This window comes from Dactylosporangium sp. NPDC050688 (genome assembly GCF_040654515.1).
Lineage (GTDB): Bacteria > Actinomycetota > Actinomycetes > Mycobacteriales > Micromonosporaceae > Dactylosporangium.
The window spans coordinates 50,449-75,832 of record NZ_JBFAIC010000017.1 but is presented as its reverse complement, the minus strand read 5'-3'; the positions used below and the strand labels follow the sequence as shown (position 1 = coordinate 75,832).

Annotated in this window: 23 protein-coding genes; 17 read left to right on the top strand and 6 right to left on the bottom strand. The window is 70.2% G+C overall.

Features of this window, described 5'->3' with window-relative positions; all coding sequences use genetic code 11:
• Positions 1-12 precede the first annotated feature (12 nt).
• The 14 genes from nuoE (at position 13) to AB0H83_RS18680 (ending at position 16,856) form a co-directional block, all read left to right on the top strand.
• Positions 13-792: an NADH-quinone oxidoreductase subunit NuoE gene (gene nuoE / locus AB0H83_RS18745; protein ID WP_360094947.1), complete on the top strand. Its 780-nt coding sequence runs from the start codon at positions 13-15 to the stop codon at positions 790-792.
• Positions 789-2,111, top strand: coding sequence for an NADH-quinone oxidoreductase subunit NuoF (nuoF, locus tag AB0H83_RS18740; protein ID WP_360094944.1), 1,323 nt, complete (start codon positions 789-791; stop codon positions 2,109-2,111). The genes nuoE and nuoF overlap by 4 nt, the downstream gene beginning before the upstream one ends.
• Positions 2,111-4,567, top strand: a complete 2,457-nt coding sequence (locus AB0H83_RS18735) for an NADH-quinone oxidoreductase subunit G (RefSeq protein ID WP_360094941.1) — start codon at positions 2,111-2,113, stop codon at positions 4,565-4,567. The genes nuoF and AB0H83_RS18735 overlap by 1 nt, the downstream gene beginning before the upstream one ends.
• Entirely contained in the window at positions 4,564-5,913 is a 1,350-nt protein-coding gene (gene nuoH / locus AB0H83_RS18730) for an NADH-quinone oxidoreductase subunit NuoH (protein ID WP_360094938.1), read from the top strand. The genes AB0H83_RS18735 and nuoH overlap by 4 nt, the downstream gene beginning before the upstream one ends.
• Before the next feature lie 82 nt (positions 5,914-5,995).
• Positions 5,996-6,544, top strand: a complete 549-nt coding sequence (gene nuoI, locus AB0H83_RS18725; RefSeq protein ID WP_360094935.1) for an NADH-quinone oxidoreductase subunit NuoI — start codon at positions 5,996-5,998, stop codon at positions 6,542-6,544.
• Entirely contained in the window at positions 6,541-7,314 is a 774-nt protein-coding gene (locus tag AB0H83_RS18720; protein WP_360094932.1) for an NADH-quinone oxidoreductase subunit J, read from the top strand. Before nuoI ends, AB0H83_RS18720 begins: the two co-directional genes overlap by 4 nt.
• Positions 7,311-7,610 carry an NADH-quinone oxidoreductase subunit NuoK gene (gene nuoK, locus AB0H83_RS18715; protein WP_033363255.1) on the top strand — a complete coding sequence of 100 codons (300 nt, stop codon included), beginning with the start codon at positions 7,311-7,313 and terminating at the stop codon, positions 7,608-7,610. Before AB0H83_RS18720 ends, nuoK begins: the two co-directional genes overlap by 4 nt.
• Positions 7,611-7,620: 10 nt before the next feature.
• The gene (gene nuoL, locus AB0H83_RS18710; protein ID WP_360094929.1) at positions 7,621-9,531 is read left to right on the top strand and encodes an NADH-quinone oxidoreductase subunit L; all 1,911 of its coding nucleotides are present in this window, start codon (positions 7,621-7,623) and stop codon (positions 9,529-9,531) included.
• The gene (locus AB0H83_RS18705) at positions 9,528-11,057 is read left to right on the top strand and encodes an NADH-quinone oxidoreductase subunit M (protein ID WP_360094926.1); all 1,530 of its coding nucleotides are present in this window, start codon (positions 9,528-9,530) and stop codon (positions 11,055-11,057) included. Before nuoL ends, AB0H83_RS18705 begins: the two co-directional genes overlap by 4 nt.
• Complete coding sequence (gene nuoN / locus AB0H83_RS18700) at positions 11,054-12,592, top strand: NADH-quinone oxidoreductase subunit NuoN (protein WP_360094923.1); 1,539 nt, start codon at positions 11,054-11,056, stop codon at positions 12,590-12,592. The genes AB0H83_RS18705 and nuoN overlap by 4 nt, the downstream gene beginning before the upstream one ends.
• A 52-nt stretch (positions 12,593-12,644) precedes the next feature.
• Complete coding sequence (locus AB0H83_RS18695; RefSeq protein WP_360094920.1) at positions 12,645-13,718, top strand: polyprenyl synthetase family protein; 1,074 nt, start codon at positions 12,645-12,647, stop codon at positions 13,716-13,718.
• Between the two features lie 903 nt (positions 13,719-14,621).
• Positions 14,622-15,398 carry an IclR family transcriptional regulator C-terminal domain-containing protein gene (locus tag AB0H83_RS18690; RefSeq protein WP_360094917.1) on the top strand — a complete coding sequence of 259 codons (777 nt, stop codon included), beginning with the start codon at positions 14,622-14,624 and terminating at the stop codon, positions 15,396-15,398.
• A gap of 191 nt (positions 15,399-15,589) precedes the next feature.
• Entirely contained in the window at positions 15,590-16,114 is a 525-nt protein-coding gene (locus AB0H83_RS18685; RefSeq protein WP_360094914.1) for a sigma-70 family RNA polymerase sigma factor, read from the top strand.
• Between the two features lie 28 nt (positions 16,115-16,142).
• Entirely contained in the window at positions 16,143-16,856 is a 714-nt protein-coding gene (locus AB0H83_RS18680) for a zf-HC2 domain-containing protein (RefSeq protein WP_360094911.1), read from the top strand.
• 16 nt (positions 16,857-16,872) lie between these two features.
• Here the strand turns inward: AB0H83_RS18680 and rarD are convergent, their stop codons facing one another.
• The 4 genes from rarD to AB0H83_RS18660 all read right to left on the bottom strand — a co-directional run bounded on the left by rarD (position 16,873) and on the right by AB0H83_RS18660 (position 21,074).
• Positions 16,873-17,802, bottom strand: coding sequence for an EamA family transporter RarD (gene rarD, locus AB0H83_RS18675; protein ID WP_360094908.1), 930 nt, complete (start codon positions 17,800-17,802; stop codon positions 16,873-16,875).
• Between the two features lie 65 nt (positions 17,803-17,867).
• Entirely contained in the window at positions 17,868-18,302 is a 435-nt protein-coding gene (locus AB0H83_RS18670) for a phage holin family protein (protein WP_360094905.1), read from the bottom strand.
• A gap of 534 nt (positions 18,303-18,836) precedes the next feature.
• Positions 18,837-19,175, bottom strand: coding sequence for a hypothetical protein (locus tag AB0H83_RS18665; protein ID WP_360094902.1), 339 nt, complete (start codon positions 19,173-19,175; stop codon positions 18,837-18,839).
• Between the two features lie 153 nt (positions 19,176-19,328).
• Positions 19,329-21,074, bottom strand: a complete 1,746-nt coding sequence (locus tag AB0H83_RS18660) for a type VII secretion protein EccE (RefSeq protein ID WP_360094899.1) — start codon at positions 21,072-21,074, stop codon at positions 19,329-19,331.
• Between the two features lie 72 nt (positions 21,075-21,146).
• Here AB0H83_RS18660 and eccB point away from each other — a divergent pair, with 72 nt between their 5' ends.
• Positions 21,147-22,487 (top strand): type VII secretion protein EccB, encoded by a 1,341-nt coding sequence (eccB, locus tag AB0H83_RS18655; RefSeq protein WP_360094896.1) that lies wholly within the window; start codon positions 21,147-21,149, stop codon positions 22,485-22,487.
• Here the strand turns inward: eccB and AB0H83_RS18650 are convergent.
• Positions 22,474-23,271: a Dam family site-specific DNA-(adenine-N6)-methyltransferase gene (locus AB0H83_RS18650; RefSeq protein ID WP_360094893.1), complete on the bottom strand. Its 798-nt coding sequence runs from the start codon at positions 23,269-23,271 to the stop codon at positions 22,474-22,476. The genes eccB and AB0H83_RS18650 overlap by 14 nt on opposite strands.
• A 124-nt stretch (positions 23,272-23,395) precedes the next feature.
• Between AB0H83_RS18650 and AB0H83_RS18645 the strand changes: the two genes are divergently transcribed.
• Both AB0H83_RS18645 and AB0H83_RS18640 read left to right on the top strand, forming a co-directional pair.
• Positions 23,396-23,713: a WXG100 family type VII secretion target gene (locus AB0H83_RS18645; protein WP_360094890.1), complete on the top strand. Its 318-nt coding sequence runs from the start codon at positions 23,396-23,398 to the stop codon at positions 23,711-23,713.
• Between the two features lie 16 nt (positions 23,714-23,729).
• A complete protein-coding gene (locus AB0H83_RS18640) occupies positions 23,730-24,026 on the top strand; it encodes a WXG100 family type VII secretion target (protein WP_360094887.1) in 297 nt (98 codons plus the stop codon).
• A 195-nt stretch (positions 24,027-24,221) separates the two neighbouring features.
• Here AB0H83_RS18640 and mycP read toward each other — a convergent pair whose 3' ends face one another.
• Entirely contained in the window at positions 24,222-25,310 is a 1,089-nt protein-coding gene (gene mycP, locus AB0H83_RS18635) for a type VII secretion-associated serine protease mycosin (RefSeq protein WP_360094884.1), read from the bottom strand.
• Positions 25,311-25,384 lie beyond the last annotated feature (74 nt).

The following is a 25,384-nucleotide window of genomic DNA, read 5'->3' as shown; positions in this document are numbered from 1 at the left end:
TTCAGTGAGGTCATGCACGAACGTGCGCGGCAGATCATCGCGCGGTACCCCGAAGGCCGGTCGCGCTCGGCACTGCTGCCGCTGCTGCACCTGGTGCAGTCGGAGCAGGGCTACGTGTCGCCGGAGGGCATCGCCTTCTGCGCCGAGATCCTCGGCATCACCAAGGCCCAGGTCGGCGCGGTGGCCACGTTCTACACCATGTACAAGCGCAAGCCGACCGGCGACTGGCTCGTCAGCGTCTGCACCAACACCATGTGCGGCGTGCTCGGCGGCGACAAGGCGTACGAGACCCTGCGCGACTACCTGGGTGTCGACCACGACGAGACCACGGCCGACGGCAAGATCACGCTCGAGCACGCCGAATGTCTGGCCGCGTGCGACTACGCGCCGGTGATGACGGTCAACTACGAGTTCTTCGACCAGATCACCGAGGACAGCGCGCTCACCCTGGTCAAGCAGCTGCAGAACGGCGAGCGCCCGCAGCCGACCCGCGGCACGCGGCTGTGCACGCTCAAGGAGATGGCGGTCCAGCTGGCCGGCTTCGCCGACGACCGGGGCGACGACGTGATCGCCGACGGCCCGGCGGGCGAGCCGACCCTCGCCGGCAACCGGCTCGCGGAGCGGTTCAGCATCGCCGTGCCGGGCTTCGACCCGGAGACCCCGATCGGCAAGAAGGACGAGGCCCCGGCGCCGAAGCCGGCCGAGACCATGCCGAAGGCGGCCTCGGACGCCAAGCCGGCCGGCGACAGCCCCATGCCGCAGAAAGACGCAGTGAAGGAGGCGAAGGCGTGACGCTCGACTACCAGCCTTCCCAGGAGTCGCTGTCGAAGCTGACGCCCGTGCTGACCAAGCGCTGGCTGTCGCCCGACGCGTGGAAGATCGACGTGTACGAGCGGCTCGACGGCTACACCGCGCTGCGCAAGGCGTTCAAGGCCCACCCCGACGAGCTGATCCAGCTGGTCAAGGACTCGGGCCTGCGCGGCCGCGGCGGCGCAGGCTTCCCGACCGGCATGAAGTGGGGCTTCATCCCGCAGAACGACGGTAAGCCGCACTACCTCGTGGTCAACGCCGACGAGGGCGAGCCGGGCACCTGCAAGGACCTGCCGCTCATGATGGCCGACCCGCACGCGCTGGTGGAAGGCGTCATCATCGCCTCCTACGCGATCCGGGCCAACTTCGCCGCGATCTACATCCGCGGCGAGGCCGTGCACTCCGCCCGCCGCCTGCGCGCCGCGGTGCAGCAGGCGTACGCCAAGGGGTACCTCGGCAAGAACATCCTCGGCAGCGGCTTCGACCTCGACCTGGTCGTGCACAGCGGGGCGGGTGCCTACATCTGCGGCGAGGAGACGGCGCTGCTGGACTCGCTGGAGGGCTACCGCGGCCAGCCCCGGCTGCGCCCGCCGTTCCCGGCCACGCACGGGCTCTACGCCTCACCGACGGTCGTCAACAACGTCGAGACGATCGCCAGCGTCCCGTACATCGTCCTCGGCGGCTCGGCCTGGTTCCGCAGCATGGGCACCGAGAAGTCGCCCGGCCCGAAGATCTACTCGATCTCGGGGCGGGTCAACAACCCCGGCCAGTTCGAGTGCGGCCTCGGCGTCACGCTGCGGCAGCTCATCGACCTGGCCGGCGGCATGAAGGCCGGGCACAAGCTGAAGTTCTGGACACCGGGCGGGTCGTCGACGCCGATGCTCACCGAAGAGCACCTCGACGTGCCGATGGACTTCGAGGGCATGGCGGGCGTCGGCACGATGCTCGGCACGACCGCCGTGCAGGTCTTCTCCGACCAGGACGACATCGTCTACGCCACGTACCGGTGGATCGCCTTTTACCACCACGAGTCCTGCGGCAAGTGCACGCCGTGCCGCGAGGGCAACTACTGGATGGTGCGGATCCTGCACCGCATCCTTGCCGGCCAGGGCACCCACCAGGACCTCGACACCCTGCTGGACGCCTGCGACAACCTGCTCGGGCGTTCGTTCTGCGCGCTCGGTGACGGTGCGACGAGCCCGGTGACGTCCTCGATCAAGTACTTCAAGCAGGACTACCTGGACTACATCGAGGGTCGCAAGACCCCGATGTTCAAGGGCGAACTGGTAGGAGCCCACTGATGACGGACGTCGTTCCGAAGGCCGACACGGTCAAGCTGACCATCGACGGCATCGAGGTCGAGGCACCCAAGGGCGCACTCGTCATCCGGGCCGCCGAGCAGATCGGCATTTCCATCCCGCGCTTCTGCGACCACCCGCTGCTGGCCCCGGCCGGCGCATGCCGCCAGTGCCTGGTCGACATCGAGGGCCAGCGCAAGCCGGTGGCCTCGTGCACGCAGCCGGTCGCCGAAGGCATGGTGGTCCGCACCCAGATGACCTCTGAAGTGGCCAAGAAGGCCCAAGAGGGCATCATGGAGTTCCTCCTGATCAACCACCCGCTCGACTGCCCGGTCTGCGACAAGGGCGGCGAGTGCCCGCTGCAGAACCAGGCGATGAGCAACGGCCAGTCCGAGAGCCGGTTCGTCGAGCACAAGCGGGAGTACCCGAAGCCGCTGCCGATCAGCACCCAGGTGCTGCTCGACCGCGAGCGGTGCGTGCTGTGCCAGCGCTGCACCCGGTTCTCCGACGAGATCGCCGGCGACAAGTTCATCGACCTGATGGAGCGCTCGTCCAACGAGCAGATCGGCGTCTTCCGGGGCAACCCCGAGTCGCCCGAGGACGACGAGCCGTTCAACTCGTACTTCTCCGGCAACACGATCCAGATCTGCCCGGTCGGCGCGTTGACCAGCGCGCAGTACCGCTTCCGGGCCCGGCCGTTCGACCTGGTCTCCACGCCGAGCGCGTGCGAGCACTGCGCCGCCGGCTGCGACCAGCGGGCCGACCACCGCCGCGGCAAGGTCATGCGCCGCCTGGCGGGCGACGACCCGGCGGTCAACGAGGAGTGGAACTGCGACAAGGGCCGCTTCGCGTTCCAGTACACCAACGCCACCGACCGGCTGACCAAGCCGCTGGTGCGCGACAGCAAGACCGGTGAGCTGCGCGAGGCGAGCTGGCCCGAGGCCCTCTCGGTCGCGGCCGCGGGCCTCGCCGCCGCGAAGGACAGCGGCGTCGGCGTCCTGACCGGCGGCCGGCTGACGGTCGAGGACGCGTTCGCGTACTCCAAGTTCGCCCGGGTCGCGCTCGGCACCAACGACATCGACTTCCGGGCCCGCCCGCTGTCGGCGGAGGAGACCGAGTTCCTCGGCTCGTCCGTGGTCGGCAAGGTCGAGGTCACGTACGCCGACATCGAGCGCGCCGGTGCGGTGGTCTTCGTCGGGCTGGAGCCCGAGGAGGAGTGCCCGATCATCTTCCTGCGGGCCCGCAAGACGTACCTGAAGCGGGGACTGGCCAGCTACGCGGTCGCCCCGTTCGTCAGCCGCGGGTTCGAGAAGCTCGGCGCGACTGTCATCCTCACCGCGCCCGGCGCCGAGGCGGAGGTGCTCGGCGCGTCCGAGCAGCTGCGCGAGGCGCTGTCGGCCGACGACGCGATCCTGTTCGTCGGCGAGCGGCTGGCGAGCGTCGAGGGCGGCCTGTCCGCCGCGGCGCGCATCGCCGAGGAGACCGGCGCCAAGCTCGCCTGGGTGCCGCGTCGCGCCGGCGACCGCGGCGCGGTCGAGGCCGGCGCGCTGCCGACCCTGCTGCCCGGTGGCCGCCCGGTCTACGACCCGGCCGCCCGCAGCGAGGTCGCCGCCGCGTGGCAGCTCGACGCGGGCGTCCTGCCCAGTGCCTCGGGCCGCGACACCGACGCGATCATCGCCGCGGCCAAGGCCGGCCAGCTCGGCGCGCTGCTCGTCGGCGGTGTCGACCCGGCCGACCTGTCCGACCCGATCGCCGCCGAGCAGGCGCTGGACGCGGTCGGCTTCGTGGTCAGCCTGGAGCTGCGGCTCAGCGCCGTCGCCAAGCGCGCCGACGTGGTCCTGCCGATCGCCCCGGCGGTCGAGAAGAGCGGCGCCTACGTCAACTGGGAAGGCCGGGTCCGCCCATTCGGCACGGTGCTCAAGACCGCCGCGATGAGCGACGCCCGCGTCCTCGACGCGCTGGGTCGCGAGCTCGGCGTCGAGCTGGGTGTCGGCGACGTCGACGCGGTGCGGGCGCAGCTCGCCGCGCTGGCGGAGCTGCCGCTGCCCGGGACCGTCGAGACCGGCACCGCCCTGCGCGCCAGCGTGCGGGCCGCCGTGCCGACGGTCGCTCCTGGCACGGCCGCCGCGCCGACCAGCGGCCAGGCGGTCCTTGCGTCCTGGCACCACCTGCTCGACAACGGTTCGCTGCAGGACGGCGACGGCCACCTGGCCGGCACCGCCCGCACGCCGGTCGTGCGGATCTCCAAGAGCACCGCCGCTGACCTCGGGGTCGCCGACGGTGACGCGGTGACGGTGGGCACGGAGCGGGGCGCGATCACCCTGCCGGCCCTGGTCACCGACATGGTCGACGGGGTCGTCTGGGTCCCGACGAACTCACCCGGCTCGACCCTGCGCCGCACGCTCGGCGTCGCCGAAGGTGCGCTGGTCGAGATCAGCTCTGGGGGTACCAAGTCATGATCCTCGCCGAAAACCTCGACCAGTTCGGCAAAGACCCCTGGTGGCTGGTGCTCGCCAAGGTCATCGTGATCTTCGCATTCCTGGTCGTCATGACGCTCTTCGCCATCTGGTACGAGCGCAAGGTCGTCGCCCGGATGCAGGTGCGGCCGGGCCCGAACCGCAACGGCCCGTTCGGCCTGCTGCAGTCCCTCGCCGACGGTCTGAAGCTGGCGTTCAAGGAAGACATCATGCCGCGGCTCGCGGACAAGGTCGTCTTCTTCTTCGCGCCGGTGATCTCGACGATCTGCGCGTTCACCGCGTTCTCGGTGATCCCGTTCGGCCCGACGGTGTCGATCTTCGGTCACCACAGCCCGCTGCAGCTCACCGACATTCCGGTGGCGGTCCTGCTGGTGCTCGCGTGCTCCTCGATGGGCATCTACGGCATCGTGCTCGGCGGCTGGGCGTCCGGTTCGACGTACCCGCTGCTCGGTGGCCTGCGCTCGAGCGCCCAGATGATCTCGTACGAGGTCGCGATGGGCCTGTCGATCGTCTCGGTGTTCCTGGTGTCGGGCACGATGTCCACCTCGCAGATCGTCGAGGGGCAGGCCGGCAACGGCACCGTCGACATCGGCGGCTGGCAGGCGGACCTGCCGGCCTGGTACGGCATCCTGCTGCTGCCGAGCTTCCTGATCTACTTCACCTCCGCGGTCGGCGAGACCAACCGGGCGCCGTTCGACCTTCCCGAGGCCGAGTCGGAGCTGGTCGGTGGCTTCCACACCGAGTACTCCTCGCTGAAGTTCGCGCTGTTCTTCCTCGCCGAGTACGTCAACATGGTCACCGTCTCCGGCCTGTGCGCGACGCTGTTCCTCGGCGGCTGGCGGGCCCCGTGGCCGATCTCGCTGTGGGACGGCGCCAACCAGGGCTGGTGGCCGGTCCTCTGGTTCACCATCAAGGTCCTGCTGCTGCTGTTCATCTTCGTGTGGCTGCGCGGCACGCTGCCCCGGCTGCGGTACGACCAGTTCATGCGGTTCGGCTGGAAGGTCCTGATCCCGGCCAACCTGCTGTGGATCCTGTCCCTGGCCGGCATCCTGCTGACGATCGACAGCGACAACCTCAGCTCCGCCGGCAAGTTCGGTGTCTCCGTCGCCATCATCGTCGTCGCCCTGGCGATCGGCTTCACCGCGGTCGCCCTGTCGCGCCGCAACGTCACGGTCGTCGAGATGCCGAAGGCACATCCGGGCGGCCGGGTCGGTGGCGACAAGGGCTTCCCGTTGCCGCCGCTGAACCTTGAGGTCCCGCCCAGCCCGCGGGCCAAGCGCGTGATCGTCGAGCGGGAGCCCGTCTCGACCGGCAAGGAGAACGCATGAGCGGCCAGCGGAGCGGCTCGGGCCGCTCATCGGCATTGCAGATTGGCTCAGGCCGACGGCGGAGCGAAGCGGAGGTGGCGGCATGAGCATCGGTGGAACGCTCAAGGGGTTCGGGGTCACCTTCTCGCACATGTTCAAGAAGGTGGTCACCGAGGAGTACCCGGAGCAGCGCAAGCCTCCGGCCCCGCGGTACCACGGACGGCACATCCTCAACCGGTGGCCGGACGGCCTGGAGAAGTGCATCGGCTGTGAGCTGTGCGCGTGGGCGTGCCCCGCGGACGCGATCTTCGTCGAGGGCGCCGACAACACCGAGGAGGAGCGCTTCTCGCCCGGTGAGCGGTATGCCCAGACGTACCAGATCAACTACGCCCGTTGCATCTTCTGCGGTCTGTGCATCGAGGCCTGCCCGACCCGTTCGCTGACCATGAGCAACGAGTACGAGCTGGCCCGCGACAACCGGCGCGACCTCATCTTCACCAAGGAGATGCTGCTCGCGCCGCTGCTGCCCGGCATGGAGCGCCCGCCGCACGACATGCGTCTCGGCGAGACGGAGAAGGACTACTACGTCGGCGCGCTCGACAACCCCGGCACGTCCGCGGGCGCCGAGCACTACGAGGGGGGTCAGGCATGAACCTGTCCCTGGAACTGCTGGCCGCCGCCGGTGACGTGAAGGGAGGCGAGGCCGCCACCTTCTGGATCCTCGCCCCGATCGCGGTGATCGGCGCCATCGGCATGGTTTGGGCGCGCAACGCGGTGCACTCCGCACTGTTCCTGGTGGTCACGATGCTGTGCCTGGGCGTGTTCTACGTCCTGCAGGCCGGCCCGTTCATCGGCATGGTGCAGATCATCGTCTACACCGGCGCCATCATGATGCTGTTCCTGTTCGTACTGATGCTCGTCGGCCGCGACTCGTCCGACTCGCTGATCGAGACGTTGCGCGGCCAGCGGATGGTGGCCATCCTGCTGGGCGTCGGGCTGTCGCTGCTGCTGGGCATCGCTCTGTACCGCGCGCTCGGCGGCGTGGACCCGAAGGGCCTGAGCGAGGCGAACGCCGCGGGCAATGTGACCGGCCTGGCGAGGCTGATCTTCACCAAGTACGTGTACGTGTTCGAGGTGACCTCGGCGCTGCTGATCACGGCAGCGGTCGGTGCGATGATCCTGGCGCACATCGAGAAGCGCAAGGAAGACAAGATCAGCCAGCCGGAGCGGATGCTCGCCCGGTTCCAGCCGGGCAACTACCCTGCGCCGAAGCCGGGCCCGGGCGTGTTCTCCACCTCCGACTCGGTGGCGACGCCCGCGCGGCTGCCCGACGGCACGCCGGCGGACCGCAGCATCTCCAAGATCCTCCCGACCCGGGAGTTGACGTCGGCAGACGTCGCACCGAAGGGGACCGAGAAGTGACACCGACGTACTACATCGTCCTGGCGTCGATCCTGTTCACGATCGGCGCGGTGGGTGTGCTCATCCGGCGCAACGCGATCGTGCTGTTCATGTGCATCGAGCTCATGCTCAACGCCGCGAACCTGGCGCTGGTCACGTTCAGCCGGATCAACGGCACGCTCGACGGCCAGATCATGGCGTTCTTCGTCATGGTCGTCGCGGCGGCCGAGGTCGTCGTCGGCCTGGCGATCATCATGTCGATCTTCCGGACTCGACGCTCGGCAAGCGTCGACGACGCGAACCTGCTGAAGTACTAGGGAGCGGGTTGTGGAACCAATCGCCTACACGGCGGCGAACGGGTGGCTGGGCACGTTCTGGCTGCTGCCCGCGATCCCGCTGGCCAGCGCGGCAGTGCTGCTGCTGCTCGGCAAGCGCGCCGACCGCTGGGGACACTGGCTCGGCGTGCTCAGCGTCGCCACGTCCTTCGTGCTGGGGCTGACCTACTTCTTCACGCTCCGCGGCCTTGAGAACCGCAGCGGCGTCGAGCTGAAGCTGTGGGACTACATCGGCGTCGGGGACTTCAAGGTCGACCTGGGTCTGCTGTTCGACCCGCTGTCGGCGATGTTCGTCCTGCTGATCACGGGTGTCGGCTCACTGATCCACCTCTACGCGGTGGGTTACATGGACCACGACCCGGGTCGCCGGAAGTTCTTCGGCTACTTCAACCTCTTCGTCGCGGCGATGCTGTTGCTGGTCCTCGGCAACAACTACGTGATGCTGTACTTCGGCTGGGAGGGCGTCGGTCTCGCGTCCTACCTGCTGATCTCCTTCTGGTACGTGCGCCCGAGCGCGGCGACCGCCGGTAAGAAGGCGTTCCTGATGAACCGCGTCGGTGACGCCGGTTTCGCGATCGCCATCTTCATGATGTTCGCCTACCTCGGCACGGTCGACTACGCCGAGGTCTTCAACGGCGTGCACAAGCTCAGCAGCGGCGTGGTCCTGGTCATGGCGCTCCTGCTGCTGCTCGGCGCGGCCGGCAAGTCCGGCCAGTTCCCGCTGCAAGCCTGGCTCCCGGACGCGATGGAGGGCCCGACCCCGGTGTCGGCGCTCATCCACGCCGCCACGATGGTCACCGCCGGTGTGTACCTGATCGCCCGGTCGCACCCGATCTTCGACGCCAACTCCACGGCGCAGACGGTCGTGGTCGCGGTCGGCGCGCTGACGCTGCTGATGGGCTGCATCATCGGCGCGGCAAAGGACGACATCAAGCGGGTCCTGGCCTGGTCGACGGTCAGCCAGATCGGCTACATGTTCCTGGGTGTCGGCCTCGGCGGCGCCGCCTACGCGCTCGCCCTGATCCACCTGCTGGCGCACGGCTTCTTCAAGGCCGGCATGTTCCTCGGGGCCGGCTCCGTCATGCACGGCATGCACGACCAGGTGGACATCCGCCGCTTCGGCGGGCTGTGGAAGTACATGAAGATCACCTGGTTCACGTTCATGCTCGGCTGGCTGGCCATCATCGGCTTCCCCGGGCTGTCCGGCTTCTTCTCCAAGGAGCCGATCATCGTCGCGGCGTTCGAGCGCGAGGGCTGGACCGCCTGGCTGTTCGGCGGCGCGGCCCTGCTCGGTGCCGGGCTGACCGCCTTCTACATGACCCGGCTGTTCTGGCTGACGTTCCACGGCCCGGAGCGCTGGACCGACGACATCCGGCACCCGCACGAGTCGCCGAAGATCATGACGATCCCGCTGATCCTGCTGGCGATCGGCTCGGTCGCGGCCGGTTATCTGCTGTCGACCTCGGTGCCCGAGTGGCTGACCCCGGTCTACGGCAGCGAGCACGCCGAGCACGAGCCGGTCATGAGCCACCTGCTCATCACCATCCTGTCGATCGTGATGACGTTCGCCGGCGCCGGCCTGGCCATCGCGCTGTTCAACAAGGGCACCGCCCTGCAGGAGGAGCCGGCGGGCCCGCTGGTCACCGCCGCTCGAAAGAACCTCTACACCGACTCGTTCAACGAGGCGGTCTTCGAGGCGCCCGGCCGTTACCTGACCCGCGCCCTGGTGTACATCGATAACCGCGGCATCGACGGCCTGGTCAACGGCCTCGCCGCGGGGATCGGTGGCGGCTCCGGCCGGCTCCGCCGGGCACAGACCGGTTTCGTGCGCTCCTATGCCCTGTCCATCCTTGGAGGCGCGGTGCTCGTGGTGGCCGCCATGCTGGCGGTGACGTTCGGATGAGCTCCTTTCCGTATCTGACCGTGCTCACGGTCGCGCCGCTCGTCGGCGCCGCCGGGGTCGCGTTCCTGCCGAAGGACAAACCGGAGCTGGCCAAGCGTGCCGCCTTCGGCTGGTCGCTGCTGATCCTGGCGCTGACCGTCGGGCTGTGGGTGCAGTTCAAGCCCACCGGCGAGCGGTTCCAGTTCCGCGAGTCCTACACCTGGATCCCGCAGTGGGGCGCCAAGTTCACCTTCGCGGTCGACGGCATCGCCCTGGTCATGATCGCGTTGATCGCGCTGCTGGTGCCGCTGGTCGTGCTCGCGTCCTGGCACGACGCCGACAAGAGCAAGCGGTCGGTGCCGGCGTACTTCGCGCTGCTGCTGGCCCTCGAGTCCACGATGATCGGCGTCTTCGCCGCGCAGGACGTGTTCCTGTTCTACGTGTTCTTCGAGGTCATGCTCGTGCCGATGTACTTCCTCATCGGCTCGTACGGCGGGCACCAGAAGCAGTACGCGGCGGTCAAGTTCTTCCTGTACTCCCTCGTCGGCGGGCTCTTCATGCTCGCCGCGGTGGTCGGGCTGTGGGTCCTCGGCGGGCACACCTTCGACTGGCCGACGCTGCTGTCCGCGGACTTCAGCGTCAACGCCGAGCGCTGGCTGTTCCTCGGCTTCTTCCTCGCGTTCGCGATCAAGGCGCCGTTCTTCCCGTTCCACACCTGGCTGCCCGACGCCGGTGGCGCGGCCCAGGCCGGCTCGGCGGCGCTGCTCGTCGGCGTCATGGACAAGGTCGGCACGTTCGGCATCCTGCGGTACTGCCTGCCGTTGTTCCCGGACGCGTCGAAGCACTTCGCTTGGCTCGGGCTCACCCTCGCGGTCGTCGGCATCGTGTACGGCGCGCTGGTGGCGATCGGCCAGCAGGACCTCAAGCGGCTGGTCTCGTACACGTCGATCGCGCACTTCGGCTTCATCGGCATCGGCATCTTCGCCTTCACCACGCAGGCGGGCACCGGCGCCGTGCTGTACATGGTCAACCACGGCCTCGCGACCGGCCTGCTCTTCCTGGTCGTCGGCATGCTGGTGAGCCGCCGCGGCAGCGCCCTGGTGAGCGACTTCGGCGGCGCCGGCAAGCTCGTGCCGGTCCTCGCCGGGGTGTTCCTCATCGCCGGTCTGGCCTCGCTCGCACTGCCGGGCACGTCGCCGTTCGTCTCCGAGTTCCTGGTGCTGATCGGCACGTTCACGGTGAACAAGACGGTGGCCGTCATCGCCACCGCCGGCATCATCCTGGCCGCCGGGTACGTGCTCTGGATGATCCAGCGCACCACGCAGGGCACTGTGAACCCGAAGCTGCTCGAGATCAAGGCGATGAGCCGGGACCTGTCGCTGCGTGAGGCCGTCGTCGTCACGCCTCTGATCGCGCTGATCCTGGTGCTCGGCTTCTACCCGAAGCCGGTCATCGACGTGATCAACCCGGCGGTCAAGGCGACGCTGTCGGACATGCACGTCACCGACCCGAAAGCCACCGCAGGCACCGTGGAGGCCGGCAAGTGAACGACAAACTCCAACTGCCGAACCTGGATTACGCGGCGCTCTCGCCGATGCTGATCCTGTTCGGTGTCGCGTGCATCGGGGTGCTCGTCGAGGGCTTCGTGCCGCGGCGGCTCCGGCACACCGTGCAGCTGTCCCTGTCACTGCTCGGCCTCGTCGCCGCGCTGGTGATGGTGATCCGCCAGGGCAGCAAGGACGTGATCACGGCGCAGACCGCGGTCGCCATCGACGGGCCCGGCCTGTTCCTGTCGGCCACGATCATCGTGCTGGGCATCGTGTCGCTGCTGCTGATCGGTGAGCGGACGCTGGAGACCGGCGGCGCGTTCGTCGCGCAGGCCGCCGTGACCGCCAACACCGACGCCGACCGCGACCAGGCCGCGCGCACGACCGGGGCGACCGAGGTCTTCCCGCTCACCATGTTCGCGCTCGCCGGCATGCTGCTGTTCTGCACCGCGAACGACCTGCTGGTCATGTTCGTGGCGCTCGAGGTCTTCTCGCTGCCGCTGTACCTGCTGTGCGCGCTCGCCCGCCGCCGCCGGCTGCTGTCGCAGGAAGCCGCGCTCAAGTACTTCCTGCTCGGCTCGTTCGCCTCGGCGTTCTTCCTGTTCGGCGTCGCGCTCGTCTACGGGTACGCCGGCCAGGTCGACTTCAAGGCGATCGACGCCGCGATCCAGAACTCGCCCAACGACGACCTGCTGCTCTACGTCGGCCTGGCGATGCTCGCGATCGGCCTGCTGTTCAAGGCCGCCGCGGTGCCGTTCCACGTGTGGACCCCGGACGTCTACCAGGGCGCTCCGACGCCGGTGACGGCGCTCATGGCGGCCTGCACCAAGGTCGCCGCCTTTGGTGGCCTGCTGCGGCTGGTGTACGTGGGCTTCTCCCGCACCGAGTGGGAGCTGCAGCAGGTGCTCGGCACGGTGGCGGTCATCACCATGCTCGTCGGCGCGATCCTGGCCGTGACGCAGACCGACATCAAGCGGCTGCTCGCGTACTCCTCGATCGCCAACGCCGGCTACCTGCTGGTCGGCGTGCTGGCGATCTCGGAGCGGGGCCTGTCGAGCTCGATGTTCTACCTCGTCGCCTACGGCTTCACGGTCCTCGCCGCGTTCGCCGTGGTGACCCTGGTCCGCGACGCGGACGGCGAGGCGACCCACCTGTCCCGCTGGGCCGGGCTGGGGCGGCGCTCGCCGCTGTACGCGACCCTGTTCACGTTCATCCTGCTCGCCTTCGCCGGTCTGCCGCTGACCAGCGGTTTCACCGCCAAGTTCGGCGTCTTCGCGGCCGCGATCGACGCCGACCAGACCTGGCTGGTGATCGCCGGCGTGGTGAGCAGCGCCATTCTGGCCTTCCCCTATCTGCGGGTGGTCGTCATGATGTGGCTGTCGGAGCCGGGCGAGACCACCCCTGCGGTGTCGATCCCGGGCGCGATGACGGCAGCGGCGCTGGTCATCGGGACCGTCGCGACCCTCGTGCTGGGTGTCGCCCCGAGCGTCTTGATCGACGCGACCGAGCACGCGGGGATATTCGTAGGCAAATAGAGGCTGCGCGCTGCGACGTCCCCCGTGGTCAGCCACGTGGGGACGTCGCTGTATGAGGGCGCCGCAAGCTGATCGGACCGGCTATGGCATCGTTGGAGCTGTGGTGAGTACGGGAACCGTGCAATCGGGTGCGTCTGTCGGCCTGACTTTCGCCGATCCGGCGTTGGAAAGCAGCGTCATGGCGATCCTCCGGGACGTCGAGACGGTGCTGATCGACTCCGTCGACAGCGCCAACCCGCTGGTGACCGAGGCGGCCCGCCACCTGGTCAATGCGGGCGGCAAGCGGTTCCGGCCGCTGCTCGTGGCGCTCGCCGCGCACTTCGGCGATCCGAGCTCGCGTGAGGTCGTCATGGCGGGCGCGGTGGTCGAGCTGACCCACCTCGCCACGCTGTATCACGACGACGTCATGGACGAGGCCGACGTGCGCCGTGGCGCGCCCAGCGCCAACTCGCGCTGGGGCAATGCCCTGGCCATCCTCATCGGCGACTACCTGTTCGCCCGCGCCGCCGCCGTCGCCACCGAGCTCGGCCTCGAGGCCGTGAAGATCCAGTCGAGCACGTTCTCCCGCCTGGTCCACGGCCAGGTCGCCGAGACCGCCGGCCCGCTGCAGGGCGAGGACGCGATCTCGCACTACCTGCGGGTCATCTCACAGAAGACCGGCTCGCTGATCTCCACCAGCGCCCGTTTCGGCGGCATGTTCGGCGGCTGCAGCGACGAGCAGATCGAGGCCCTGGCCACGTTCGCCGAGACGTTCGGCATCGCGTTCCAGCTCTCCGACGACCTGATCGACATCGCCAGCGAGAGCACCCAGTCGGGCAAGACCCCCGGCACCGACCTCCGCGAGGGCGTGCCGACCCTGCCGGTCCTCTACGCGCTCGCCTCCGGCGATGACGACGCCGCCTCGATCCGCCTCCGCGAGATCCTCGCGGCGGGCCCGGTCACCGACGACGCCCTGCATGCCGAGGCTCTCACGCTGCTGCGCGAGTCCGCGGCGCTGAAGCAGGCCCGCGAGACCGTCCGCAGCTACGCCGACCGCGCCCGGGCGTCCCTGGCCCCTCTGCCGCAGGTGCCGGCGCGGGTCGCCCTGGAGTCGCTGTGCGACTTCATCGCGGACCGCACGAACTGAGCCGCTCCGCGGTCGCCGGTTGAAGCTGCTCCGCGGTCGTCGGCCGGCGCTGTCACGACGGTGCCGGGAAGTGCAGCGCCCGGTCTCTGCGGCCGCGCCGGCTGGTGCTGTCCCGCGGTCGTCGGCTGGCGCTGTCACGACGGTGCCGGGAAGTGCAGCGCCTGGTCTCCGCGGCCGCCGGCTGGCGCTGTCCCGCGGCACCTGACTGGTCCTGTCCGCGGCCGTCGGCTGGCGCCGTCCGCGTCGGCCGGCTGACGCCTTCTGAGGCCGGTAGGCTGTCGCTGCTCAGGTTCCCCGGGTCGGCGCCTTCCTAGGCTTCCTGGGTCCAGGCGCGACGCTGCTTCGAGGGCATGCCAGCACCGTGCCGCCAACGGTGGCCTGCTGGCGGGCCACCCTGCTGCCGTGGCTGGTCCTCCCACGTCCGCAGGCGCACCTCAGCGGGGCGCTGTCGGCCGAGTGCCCAACACGGTCCCGCAAGCCCCCCAAACCGCCTCACGTACGCCACGGCGGTCGCACGGGCACCGCCACTGGATCGCACACGGACTCGCAAAGCTGGTGGCGACATTGCTCAAAGCCATGTTGCGCCCATACCTCCCCCAGCAACAACTCGCAACGGCGTGATGACAGCCAGGAACGGACGTGCAGCACGCGCCTCATGGCTACTCAAGCAGATGCCCTTTACTTACACAGACTAAGTAGCCACCGACTGAGCATTACTCAAGTAACTCGGCGTGTCATAGGCGTCACTGCACACGACCGATGTCCGGAATGGGCCATTCATCGCCATGTGTAGAGCGCTCCGATCCCCTCACCTCGCGTCATAAATGATCAAAGTGTTCCCTGGACCATCTCCAGTTTCATATGGTGTGAATCCAGTTACTGCTGCGGCTGGGGAGGGCGGCGGTGCGGGATCCACAGGCCGAACCCTCGGACCTCATCCGGAGCGTGTCGAGGGCACTACGAGTCTTGGAGGCCGTGGGTCAATCACCACGCGGCCTCACCGTGAAGCAGATCGCCCGGCGATGTGACTTCACGGTCGCTACTACGTACCACCTCGTGCGCACCCTTGCGTACGAGGGCTACGTGATCCGCCGGGAGAACGGCACCTACGTCGTCGGCCTGGAGATCGCCGATCGGTACCGGGAGCTGGTCCTCGCGTTCCGGGGGCCGAGCGCGGTCACCGACCGGCTGCGCCGCGCCGCGGCGGAGACGGGCTACAGCCACTACCTGGGGCGGTTCATCGGCGGCAGGATCGCCGTCACCGCCGCGGCGGAGGGGCCACGCACCCCGCCGCTGGACGAGCTCGTGCCGGGCTACGACGACGCCGCGCACGCGACCGCCCTCGGCAAGGCGCTGCTGGCCACCATGAGCGCGGATCAGCGGTGGCGGTTCCTCAAGGAGTACGGGATGCGCGCGTACACCTCGGCAACCCTGACATCGCCGGAAGCCCTCGACTCGGACCTGGCGGCCGGCGAACGCCGCGGCATGCAGATCGAGATCGGGCAGTTCCGCCAGGGCCTCGCATGTGCCGCTGTCATGGTGGTCAACGACCGGGACCCGGACCGCCGGGTCGTCCTGGCGTGCGCGCTGCCGCCGGCGGAGCTGATGTCCTCGGCCAAGGTGGTCCGGACCCGGCTGCTCGCCACCGCCCACCACTTGGCGACGGTCCTGGCGGAGTAGCCGCTCGGCGATCCCGCGGGACCGTTGGTCTCGCGCAGACGCCGATGTCGTGCTCATCCAGCCGCTACGTCACCGCGACGCCCGGCTCGGCACCCGAAGGATGTCGGGTCAATGACATGTGACGCCGCCTTGAACCGCTGTGCGTATTAGTGCGTAGAAGCCAGTGGAAGGGATGCGGATAGTGCCAAAACGTGAGTACAGACGATGCTGACCTGCTGCTGAAGGCGCTCCATACGGAGCACGGAGATGCGCTGTTCGCCCATGCGCTGCGACTGACCGGCGGAGACCGCCAACGGGCCGAGGACCTCGTGCAGGAGACCCTGCTGCGAGCCTGGCAACACCCGGAGGCGCTCGACCCGGCGCGCGGCTCGGTGCGGGCCTGGCTCTTCACCACCGCTCGGAACCTGGCGATCGACGCGTGGCGGCGCCGCTCCGCGCGGGTGGGCGAGGTGTTCACCGACCAACTGCCGGAGTCCCCGGTCACGGCCGACGAGACCGAGCGCGCGGTGGAGTCGTGGATCCTGGCGGAGGCGCTGGCCCGGCTTTCCCGGCCGCACCGCGAGGTCCTGGTGGAGTGCTTCTACCAGGGACGCTCGGTCGCCGAGGCGGCCGAACGGCTGGGCGTGCCCCCGGGCACCGTCAAGTCGCGGACCTACTACGCACTGCGTTCGCTGAAGGTCGTTCTGGAGGAGTTGGGGGTGGGCAATGAGGTGTGAGCACCTCCATGACTCAGCTGTCTACGTCTTGGACGCGCTGTCGCCGCCGGAACGTGAGGCATATGAGCGGCACCTCGCGGACTGCGAGCAGTGCCGGGCGGAGGTGGCGGAGTTCGGCGACCTGCCGACGCTGCTCGGCAAACTGGACTCGGACGTCGCGCAGGCCGTGACGTCGCCGTCCTGGGCCGGGCCGTCAGCGGTGCCTACCACCGCGTCCTGGGCCGGACCTTCCATGGCTGCCGCTTCCGAGTCAGCCGCCTCCGGAGCTGCCGATCCGTTGCTTCCCAGAGTGCTCGACCGGGCGCAGCGCGGCCGGCGCACCGAACGGCGGCGTCGTCGCTGGCAGAGTGCCGGGACCGCGCTGGTGGCCGCCTGCCTGGGCGTGCTCGCCGTCATCGGGGTGCGGGCCGCCGGGATCGGACAGCCCGATTTCGTCGCCATGCAGGAGGTTGCGGCCGCGGTACCGGTCACCGCCAGCCTGGCCCTGGAGGGCGAGCCCGGCGGCACCCTCGTGCGGATGCGGTGCGCGTACAAGCTGGCCGCCGCCGACGGGTACGGCAAGTGGACGTACAAGCTCTACGTGGTGCCGAAGAGCGGCGAGCCCGAGGAGCTCGACGCGTGGACCGCCGGCGCCGGCGACGAGTATCAGCTCAAGGTCCACAGCCGCGTCCAGCGCGGCGACATCCACAAGATCGAGATCCGCAAGGGCGACGGCACGCCGTTGCTCGTCCTCAACGCCTGAGATCCCGTCGTCGTACTCACACCGGCTGGGCGGTCGCTGTCTCCTCGACGGCGGCCGCCTTCTCCGCTCTGCGGTGCCGGCTGTGCCGGATCGCGTCCCAGGTGAAGATCGCCAGCGCACACCAGACGACGACGAACCCCGCCAGCCGCGCCGGCGGCATCGGCTCATGGAACGCCAGCACGCCCAGCAGCAGCTGCAACGTCGGCGTCAGGTACTGCAGGATCCCGAGCCCGGACAGCGGCACCCGGTTCGCCGCCTCCGCGAACAGCAGCAACGGCACCGCCGTCAGCAGCCCGCTGCCCGCCAGCATCACGGTGTGCCAGCCTGACACCGTGCCGAAGGTGCCCTCGCCCCGCTGCATCAGCCACGCGAGGTACCCGAGCGCCGGCAGCGTCAGCACCGCCGACTCCAGGAACAACCCCTCGCCGGCCGGCAGCCCCAGCCGCTTCTTGATCAGGCTGTACGTGCCGAACGACCCGGCGAGCGTCAACGCGATCCACGGCAGCCGCCCGTAGTCGACGCTCAGGACCACGACGGCGATCGTGCCGATCCCGAGCGCGACCCACTGCAGGCGGCGCAGCCGTTCCCGCAGGACCAGCACGCCCAGCAGGATCACGAACAGCGGGTTGATGAAGTACCCCAGCGACGCCTCGACCACCCGGTCGGTGTCGACGGCGAAGATGTAGACACCCCAGTTGACCGCGATGAAGACCGCCGCCACGCAGATCCCGGCCAGCCGTTTCGGGTCCTTGAACAGCGCTCCGAGTGTCTGCCATCGCGCCAGTACCGTCAGCAGCACCGCCACCGAGACCAGCGACCACACGATCCGGTGCGCGAGCACCTCCACCGCCCCTGCCGGCCGCAGCGCGCGGAAGTACAGCGGGAACACACCCCACATGATGTTGGCGGACAATGCGGACAAATATCCACGGCGCAGTGGTTCCACGCCCCCAACCGTAAGGGGCGGTCGGCCAACCGCCCCTCACCGGGTCGTTGAGATCCGCCTGGTGGTTACCGGTAGTACTGCTGGCGGTACTGCGGCGGAGGCTCCCGGCGACGGTCGCGGTTCTTGTCGCCGCCGTCGGGGATGACGAGGTTGATGACCCAGCTGACCACACCGATGAACAGCGCCCCGAGCACCGCCGTCGGCCAGAACTCGTCGACGTGGAACGCCAGGTCCAGCTTCTCGGCGATCCAGCTCGTGAGCAGGAGCAACAACCCGTTGACCAGCAGCGACACGAGCCCCAACGTCAACAGGTACGCCCAGCACCCGATGGTCTTGATGATCGGCCGCAACACCGCATTCACGATCCCGAAGATCGCGGCGACGACAACCACCGTGAGCACCTTGCGCCCGGTCGTCCCCTCAACAGTGATGCCACTGATCACCAGCGTGGCCAGCCAAACCGTGAACGCACTCACGGCGAGCCGGATGAGGATTCCCATGGCGGTGATCGTGCCACGCCCGTCCAACCCCGCATACCCTGAGACCACCCCGACCTCGCCTTGTGTCCGCCGCTCGCACCCGGGCGGGGCGCTTCCGCACGGGCTCGAGGCGGATCGTGACGGCGCCGCACGCCCCGGCGCGGCCGCCGAGATGCGCCGAGAGGGCCGGGCAGGTGGGGAGACGGCCCGGGGCGCCATGCGGATTCAGGTGGGCCGATCGACCGGTCGCGAGGACGGGTGCCGCAGGTGGTCGTTGCATCACTCTCCGTGCACGCTGGTAGGCGTGCACGCGGTCTGGACCGCGGGTACTACCCGGTGGATCCCTGTTCGCCGGCGCACAGCGATCCACCGGGTAGTACCGCCCGGTCGCGCACATGCCGCAGCCGACGCGCGTCGGCTCCGCAGCACTCATCACGGTGCGTGAGGGGAACGCCGGCAGGCGACAGGTCTGGCCTTGCCGCCGACGGTGACGCCCGAACTCCGCGAACAAAAGCCACGGGGTGGTGCCGCGACTCCTCGGCAGCCGAGCGGCGGTCAGGTGCCGGTGAGCAGGCTCACATGCCGGTCGACCAGTCCGGGACGCACCGGCAAGGGTGTCGGTGGATTGACGTGGTCGCCCAGCTGCGCTTCGAACAAGCGGGTGGCTTCCGGGCGGGGGGATCGAGCGGTGGTCGGCAGGTAACGCCGTTCGTGGTGTTCGTCGAGCGACACGCACGTGAGTGGCGGCGCTGAATGAATTCCGCTCGTTCGGATGCGCTCGTTCGGATGCGCTTCGAAGGCGTCGGGATGTGCTTCGAGGCCGGCACCATTGCCGCCGACGTCCAGCCAGAACAGGCCCAGGCCGCGGACCTCGCCGACCGGCAACGCGTACACAGCAGGTGGGCGGGCTTGACGTATGTGGACGGGCTTCGAGGTAGCGGGGTCGAGGGGAGCGGTCGGGCACTTTCCTAATGATCATGAAGCGACACGCGCGTGATGGACAGGTCGCGGAGTGCGATGCGAGCCCGAGTGCGGAGCGAGTGCGGGTCAGCGGGCGGGGCCGCCGGTGAGTTGGAGCTCGACCGGGGTGGGGGACAGGTGGGCCCAGCGGACGGTGCGGCGGCTGACCACGATGCCGAGCATCTCCGGGGCGATCCTGGTCAGCCACGATGCCGACTCCGTCAGGCCGAGCGCGTCCGTGGCGATCGCCGCCTCGGCCGGCGTCAAGGGCTGCAGCAGGACCAGGTCGGCGCGGGTCAGCTGGTCGGTGTCGGCGGCGGTGAGGTCGTCGCGAACAACGAGGGTGGCGCGCCACGCGGACTCAGGGGACGGCGGGGAGGCGTGGCCACCGCCGTCGGCCGGGCCCGTGTCGATGACCAGCAGCTGCGGCGCGGCGGCCGTCGGCGGGGGCAGGTCGGCGGGCTGGCCGGCCGGCAGCAGGCTGATCGGCTCTCCGCGAAGACCGCGCAGCAACGGGGACCACGCGTCGGGCCGGGTCGAATGGACGGTGACGTGGGCGCCGACGGCCAGCGCGCGCAGCGTGAGCAGCGCCGCGCAGCCCAGGCCACCGATCAGGACGGCTCGGGTCGGCTCAGCGCGGAACGGGCGGACCACCACCGGGGTGCCGTGCCGGTTGACGCCGAGCATCAGGCCATCGCCACCCGTGGAAGGGGTCAGCGCGGCAAGAGCGGCGGCGCTGACCCGCGCGGCGGCGCTGCCGTCCAGGGTGAGGTCGTCGCGCCCGGTGAGCAGGCCGGCGAGCGCCGCGGCGCCGGGTGGGGCGCCGCCGCCGAGCGGCAGCGTGGCAGCGAGGGCATCGAGGGGGTCGAGGGCGTCGAGCGGCGAGCCGCCGAGGCGGACCGTCTCGGCGCTGAGGGACACGGTGAGCCGGTGCAGCGCCGCGGCGGCCTGATCGAGTGCGGCCGGGGTCGGCGCGGCGAGGCGGATGGTCACCTCGGCGCGGCAGGCGTCCTCGCCACCGGGGTCCGTCGGGGCGACCGTCAGCGCGACGGTCACGGCGGAGCACGGCAGCGTCAGCAGCCGGTCGGCGAGCGGACCGTCCCTCGGCCACCGGCGCAACCGGAACACCGCCTGCACCGAGCCGCCCACCTCCAGGCCGCGGCGCGTCGACCGGACCGGCCGCTCGGGGTGGTGCCCGGCCGCCTCGTCCAGCGCGGCGAGCGCCGACGGTGGCGACAGCGGACGCGCCGGCAGACCGGCCCTGTCCAGCTGGCGGCAGGCGCGGCGGACCGCGGCGACAAGGCTGCGCTCCAGGTCCTCGTGCTGGAAGCCGCCCGCCCGGCGGATCCGCACGCTCAGCAGGGCTTGCCGGCGCGCGGGGAGCCGGCCGTCGGTGAGCTGCCGGTAGGACACCGCCGACGGCGTCGCACCGGCGCCCGGGTCGGCGGCCGCGGTCGCGCCGACCAGCAGCTGGATCCGCGCCTGCGGCAGGTCCGCGGCGGGTGCGGGCAGCAGCGTGCTCAGCGGCGGGACCGGTGGCGGGGCGTCGCCGAGCAGGTCGGTCAGGTCACCGACCCGGATCACCGCGGCGAGCCCGTCGGCGTCCTCCACCACGCCGACGTCGACGCCGTCGATGTCGACCGATGTCATGACGGCACCCGGCCGGACCACCTCCAGCAGCATCGCGCCGGTCGGCGGCCGGGAAGGCCGTCGCAGCCGGACCGGCATCGCGAGCGGCGCCGCGAGCGGCGCGGCGACCAGTGCCCATCCCGGATGCACCGCCCACGCCAGGACCAACAATGCCAGCGCGACCTGCGCCAGCACCAAACGCATCGCCATATTGCCCCCCGCCTATGCGATCTGGGGAATATCGTAGGCCGCTGGTACGACAGTTTTGGAGGGTGCATGGCGTCGCGGCAGGACCAGCTGCATTCGTACCAGTTCATGGTCCAGCGGGTCGTCGCCGCGTTGGTCATGCGCGAGACCGACCCGCCGAGATCGCCATTTCGGCGGGTTGCGGGCGCAACGCTGGTCGGCGTGCTGCTCGCGGCGCTCGGCGTCGGGGGCGCCGCGGCATATGCGCTGATCGTCCCTGGGACTTCTGGCAAATGGCGCAATGAAAGCGCCATGATCGTCGAAAAAGAGACCGGCGCGCTATTCGTGTACCGCGAAGAACGCCTCCATCCGGTCCTCAATCAGGCATCCGCCCTGCTCATCCTCAACCGGCCCGGCGTGCAGACGATCTCCGCCAGCAGGAAGGCCCTCGCCGGGGCCCCACGGGGCGCGACATTGGGCATTCCGGGCGCGCCCGCGAGCCTGCCGGCCGCGAAAAGCCTCCACCGCGCCCCGTGGGTGGTCTGCTCGAGCAACGCGGAGTCGACGCTGGTCATCGGTGGCGCGACCACCGGAGACGGCACCCCGCTCGGCGACCGGGGCCTGCTCGTCACCAGCCCCGCCAACGCCATATACCTGCTGTTTCACGGCCGCAAGCACCTCATCCGCCAGCCCGGCGCGGTGCTCCCGGCGCTCGTCTGGTCCGGCCGGCCGCAGACAGCCGTCGCGCAGGCGCTGCTGCACGCAGTCCCTTCCGGCGAAGACCTGGTCACCCCGCCCGTCTCCGACCGCGGCCGCAAGTTCGCCGGCAGGACCGTGGGCCAGCTCTTCGGCGTGCGCAGCGGGGACCGGGTCGACGCGTTCGTGCTGACCAGCAACGGTCTCGCGGCCGTCACGGCGCTGCAGGCGGCCCTGCTGCTCGCCGCGCCGGAGACCGCCGCCGTCCAGGGCCGTGCGGAGCTACTGCCGCTCACCCCCGGCGAGCTCGCCGCGCTGGTCCAGGACCGCCAGGTCCGCCCGTTCGCGGCCGGTGCGGGCCTGCCCGCCGCCGTCCCGGAGCTTCTCGACGCTGTTTCCGGCATCGCGTGTACGACCAGCGAAAGCACCTTCACGACCGGCAACACGCTGCCCGAGGCGCCCGGTGCACTGCGCACGTCCTCGTCCTCGCTGGCGGGCACCGTCCTGGCCGACAAGATCGTGGTGGCACCGGGTGGCGGGGCGCTGGTCCGTACCGACACCGGAAATCTCACACTCGTGACAGACCTCGGACGTCGTCATGCCCTCCCGGTCGCCGGGGTGCTGTCCGGCCTCGGCTACCAGGGCGTGGAGCCGGTCACGGTGCCGGGCGAGTTCGTCGGCCTCCTGCCGGTCGGGCCCGCGCTGGACCCGGGGCTGGCGCTCAGTAGTTGGTGAGGATCAGGTCCGAGCTGGCCCGCGCGTCGGAGCGCAGGTTGATGTCGCGGCGGGTCGCCATCGTCGTCGCCGTGAAGTCCGCGTAGATGCGGCGGGTCGCCTCGGTGTCGCTGTTGGTCATCGTGATCAGCACCCCGCGGCCGGTGGCGTCCCGCATCGCGGCGGCGAGCCGCTCATGATCGGCGTCGCGGAACTGCCCGGCCGTGTAGCGCTTGAAGTCGGCGAACCCGCCCTCCGGCAGGTACGGCGGGTCGAGAAACACCCAGTCACCGGCCGCCGCCTCACGCAGCGGCTCCTCGAAGTCGCAGCGCCGGATCTCCACCCCGGCGAGCGCCGCCGAGGCCGCGAGCAGCGTCTCCCGGCGATAGTACGGCCGGTCGTAAGCACCATAAGGAGCGTTGAACCCACCCCGCCGATTGACCCGCCACAGCCCACGGAACGCGGTCTTGTTCAGGTAGATGACGCGCGCGGCCCGCTCGAAGTCGCTCAGCCCGGCCGGATCCTGCGCCCGCACCTCGGCGAACCGCTCCACCGTGTTGGGTATCGCGTCGAGCAGCTCCATGACCGCCTCGGGCTGCGCGGCAACGGCCCGGAAACAGGCGACGAGCTCGGGATTCGCGTCGGACAGCACGGCCTTGACCGGCCGCAGCTCGAAGAACACCGCGGCGCTGCCCATGAAGGGCTCCCAGTAACACCCCGTGAACGGTGGCGCCGCCGCGACCAGCTGCGCCGCATACCGGGTCTTCCCGCCGGCCCACTTGATGAACGACCGGCCATCCGCCACGCATACATCGTAAAGGAAGGGCGAAATGCCGGAAGTTATCCACAGGGACAATTACGTCTGGTTGCCGGTCAGTGACTGCCGATACCGTCGTCAGGTCCGCGAGACGAGAGACGGGGTGAGCACGGTGGCACAGACGACCCAGGCGCAGCAGGCCGAGCTGCAGTCGGCGGCGGCTCGGTTCGAGCAGGTCAACGGCGAGCTGCAGAGCATGCTGAGCACGCTGATGCGCGAGCTGGAGACGACGAGGACCGGCTGGCAGGGCGCGGGCGGCCGGTCCTTCGACACGGTCAAGCAGGCGTGGAACCGCGACCAGGAGACGCTCAACAAGAACCTGCTGGAGACGGCCGAAGGGCTCAGGTCCGCCGGGCGCAACTACCAGGTCACCGACACCGACGCCGGCGCCCGCTTCAGGGGCATCGGCACCCGGCAGCTGCCGCTCTGAGCGCACGGAGGCATTCATGGACGACACACTGGTGGTCAATTTCGCCGCCATGGACCACGCCGGGCACTCCATCCAGAGCGCGCTCAACACGCTCAATGCCAGGCTCGAGGAGGTCACCCAGCTGGGCCGGCGGCTGACGGCGGGCTGGCAGGGGGAGTCGCGGGAGGCGTACGCGGCCCGCCAGGCCAACTGGGAGCGGGCGGGCGCCGACCTGGCCGCGACGCTGCGGGAGATCAAGGTCGCGCTGGACGAGTCGATGCAGCGCTACCTGGAGACGGAGCAACGCAACAGGCACCTGTTCCCGCAGCGCTGATCGGGGCCGACGGCCCGGTCCGTGGTGAGTCCGCGGACCGGGTCTTCGGCCTGCCCGCGTGCCGGCAGCGTGTCCTGTGGGCGGCTGGGTGGCGGGGTCGTGACAGGGCGCTTCCGGTCTGTGGGGAGGCGCTGGCGGGCCGTCGGCGGCGCCGCTGGTCCGTGGGCGGAGGCACTTTCGGGTGGCGGGCGCTGGTCAGTGGCGGTTGCCGAACGCGGGTGCTGTCCGGTCGTCGGCCGTCTCCCGTGGAGCGGGCAGCTGGCGGACGCCGGGGCGCCAGCCTCGTCGCCTTCCACGTGGCACCACGACCGCGATCAGCAGCATCAGCGCGGCCAGTCCGGTTGCCAAGGCTGCGAGCAGTAGCGTGCGGTCCTGCGCGGCGCCCTTCGCGGCCGCCTGGGGGTCCTCGGCGATCGGGGCGAGCGCCTGGCTGGTCCGCTGCGGCCGCGTGCCGGTCTCCTCCGTCAGGGCGCGGTAGGGGTTGAGCACGCCGCCGCCGTAGCCCGGGCCGGCGGCGCCACCGTCGGCGGTCGCGGCGAGCCGGGCCGCGATCTGTGCCGCTGTCATGTCCGGCCGGTACTGGCGCAGCAAGGCCGCTGCGGCGGCGACGTACGGGGCGGCGAAGCTCGTGCCCTCCACCGTGGTGAGGCCCTGGGGTGTGGCCGTTGTCACGATGCGGCCGCCCGGGGCGACGAGATCGACATAGGGGCCGGTCTGGGAGCCCGGCAGCCGCTGGCCGTCCGGGCCGACGGCGCCGACGCCGATCACCCCGTCGTAGGCCGCGGGGAACGGCGTCCGGTTGCCCTCCGTGAAGCGGTTGCCGGCTGCCGCGACCAGGACCACGTCGCGCGACACGGCGAACCGGACGGCCTCGCGTACGTCGGCGTTGTCCTGGTACGACACCAGCGACAGGTTGATCACCCCGGCGCCGCGCTCGACGGCCGCCCTGATCGCCGCCGCGACGCCCGCGGGGGTGCCCCGGCGGCCGGCGGTGCTGCCGTCCTCCAGTTCGACCAGCTCGCTGACCCGCAGCGCCAGGATCGTCGCGCCGGGGGCGAGGCCCCGCAGCGGTGAGCCCGCGACCGGACGGGCGGCGATGATGCCTGCGACGCCCGTACCGTGGCCGACGCAATCAACAAGTGAGCCGCCGCCGTCGAGCTGGTCGGGGCCCGCCCGCACCACGCCCTGGAGCTGTGGGTGCCGGGCGTCGACCCCCGAGTCCACAACGGCGACGGTGACACCCCGCCCGTCGGCCAGGGGATTGAGCTTGCGGTGGTCGTACACCTGCGAAGGCCACGGCAAACCGGTCGGCGCCGGCGCGGGCGGGCGGATCGGCCCCGGGCAGGACGCCGGGGGCT

Coding starts and splice junctions, on each gene's coding strand:
- nuoE (WP_360094947.1), top strand. CDS start 13: ATGCACGAACGTGCGCGGCAGATCATCGCGCGGTACCCCGAAGGCCGG.
- AB0H83_RS18735 (WP_360094941.1), top strand. CDS start 2,111: ATGACGGACGTCGTTCCGAAGGCCGACACGGTCAAGCTGACCATCGAC.
- nuoH (WP_360094938.1), top strand. CDS start 4,564: ATGATCCTCGCCGAAAACCTCGACCAGTTCGGCAAAGACCCCTGGTGG.
- nuoI (WP_360094935.1), top strand. CDS start 5,996: ATGAGCATCGGTGGAACGCTCAAGGGGTTCGGGGTCACCTTCTCGCAC.
- AB0H83_RS18720 (WP_360094932.1), top strand. CDS start 6,541: ATGAACCTGTCCCTGGAACTGCTGGCCGCCGCCGGTGACGTGAAGGGA.
- AB0H83_RS18705 (WP_360094926.1), top strand. CDS start 9,528: ATGAGCTCCTTTCCGTATCTGACCGTGCTCACGGTCGCGCCGCTCGTC.
- AB0H83_RS18695 (WP_360094920.1), top strand. CDS start 12,645: ATGAGGGCGCCGCAAGCTGATCGGACCGGCTATGGCATCGTTGGAGCT.
- AB0H83_RS18670 (WP_360094905.1), bottom strand. CDS start 18,302: ATGGGAATCCTCATCCGGCTCGCCGTGAGTGCGTTCACGGTTTGGCTG.
- AB0H83_RS18660 (WP_360094899.1), bottom strand. CDS start 21,074: ATGCGTTTGGTGCTGGCGCAGGTCGCGCTGGCATTGTTGGTCCTGGCG.
- eccB (WP_360094896.1), top strand. CDS start 21,147: ATGGCGTCGCGGCAGGACCAGCTGCATTCGTACCAGTTCATGGTCCAG.
- AB0H83_RS18640 (WP_360094887.1), top strand. CDS start 23,730: ATGGACGACACACTGGTGGTCAATTTCGCCGCCATGGACCACGCCGGG.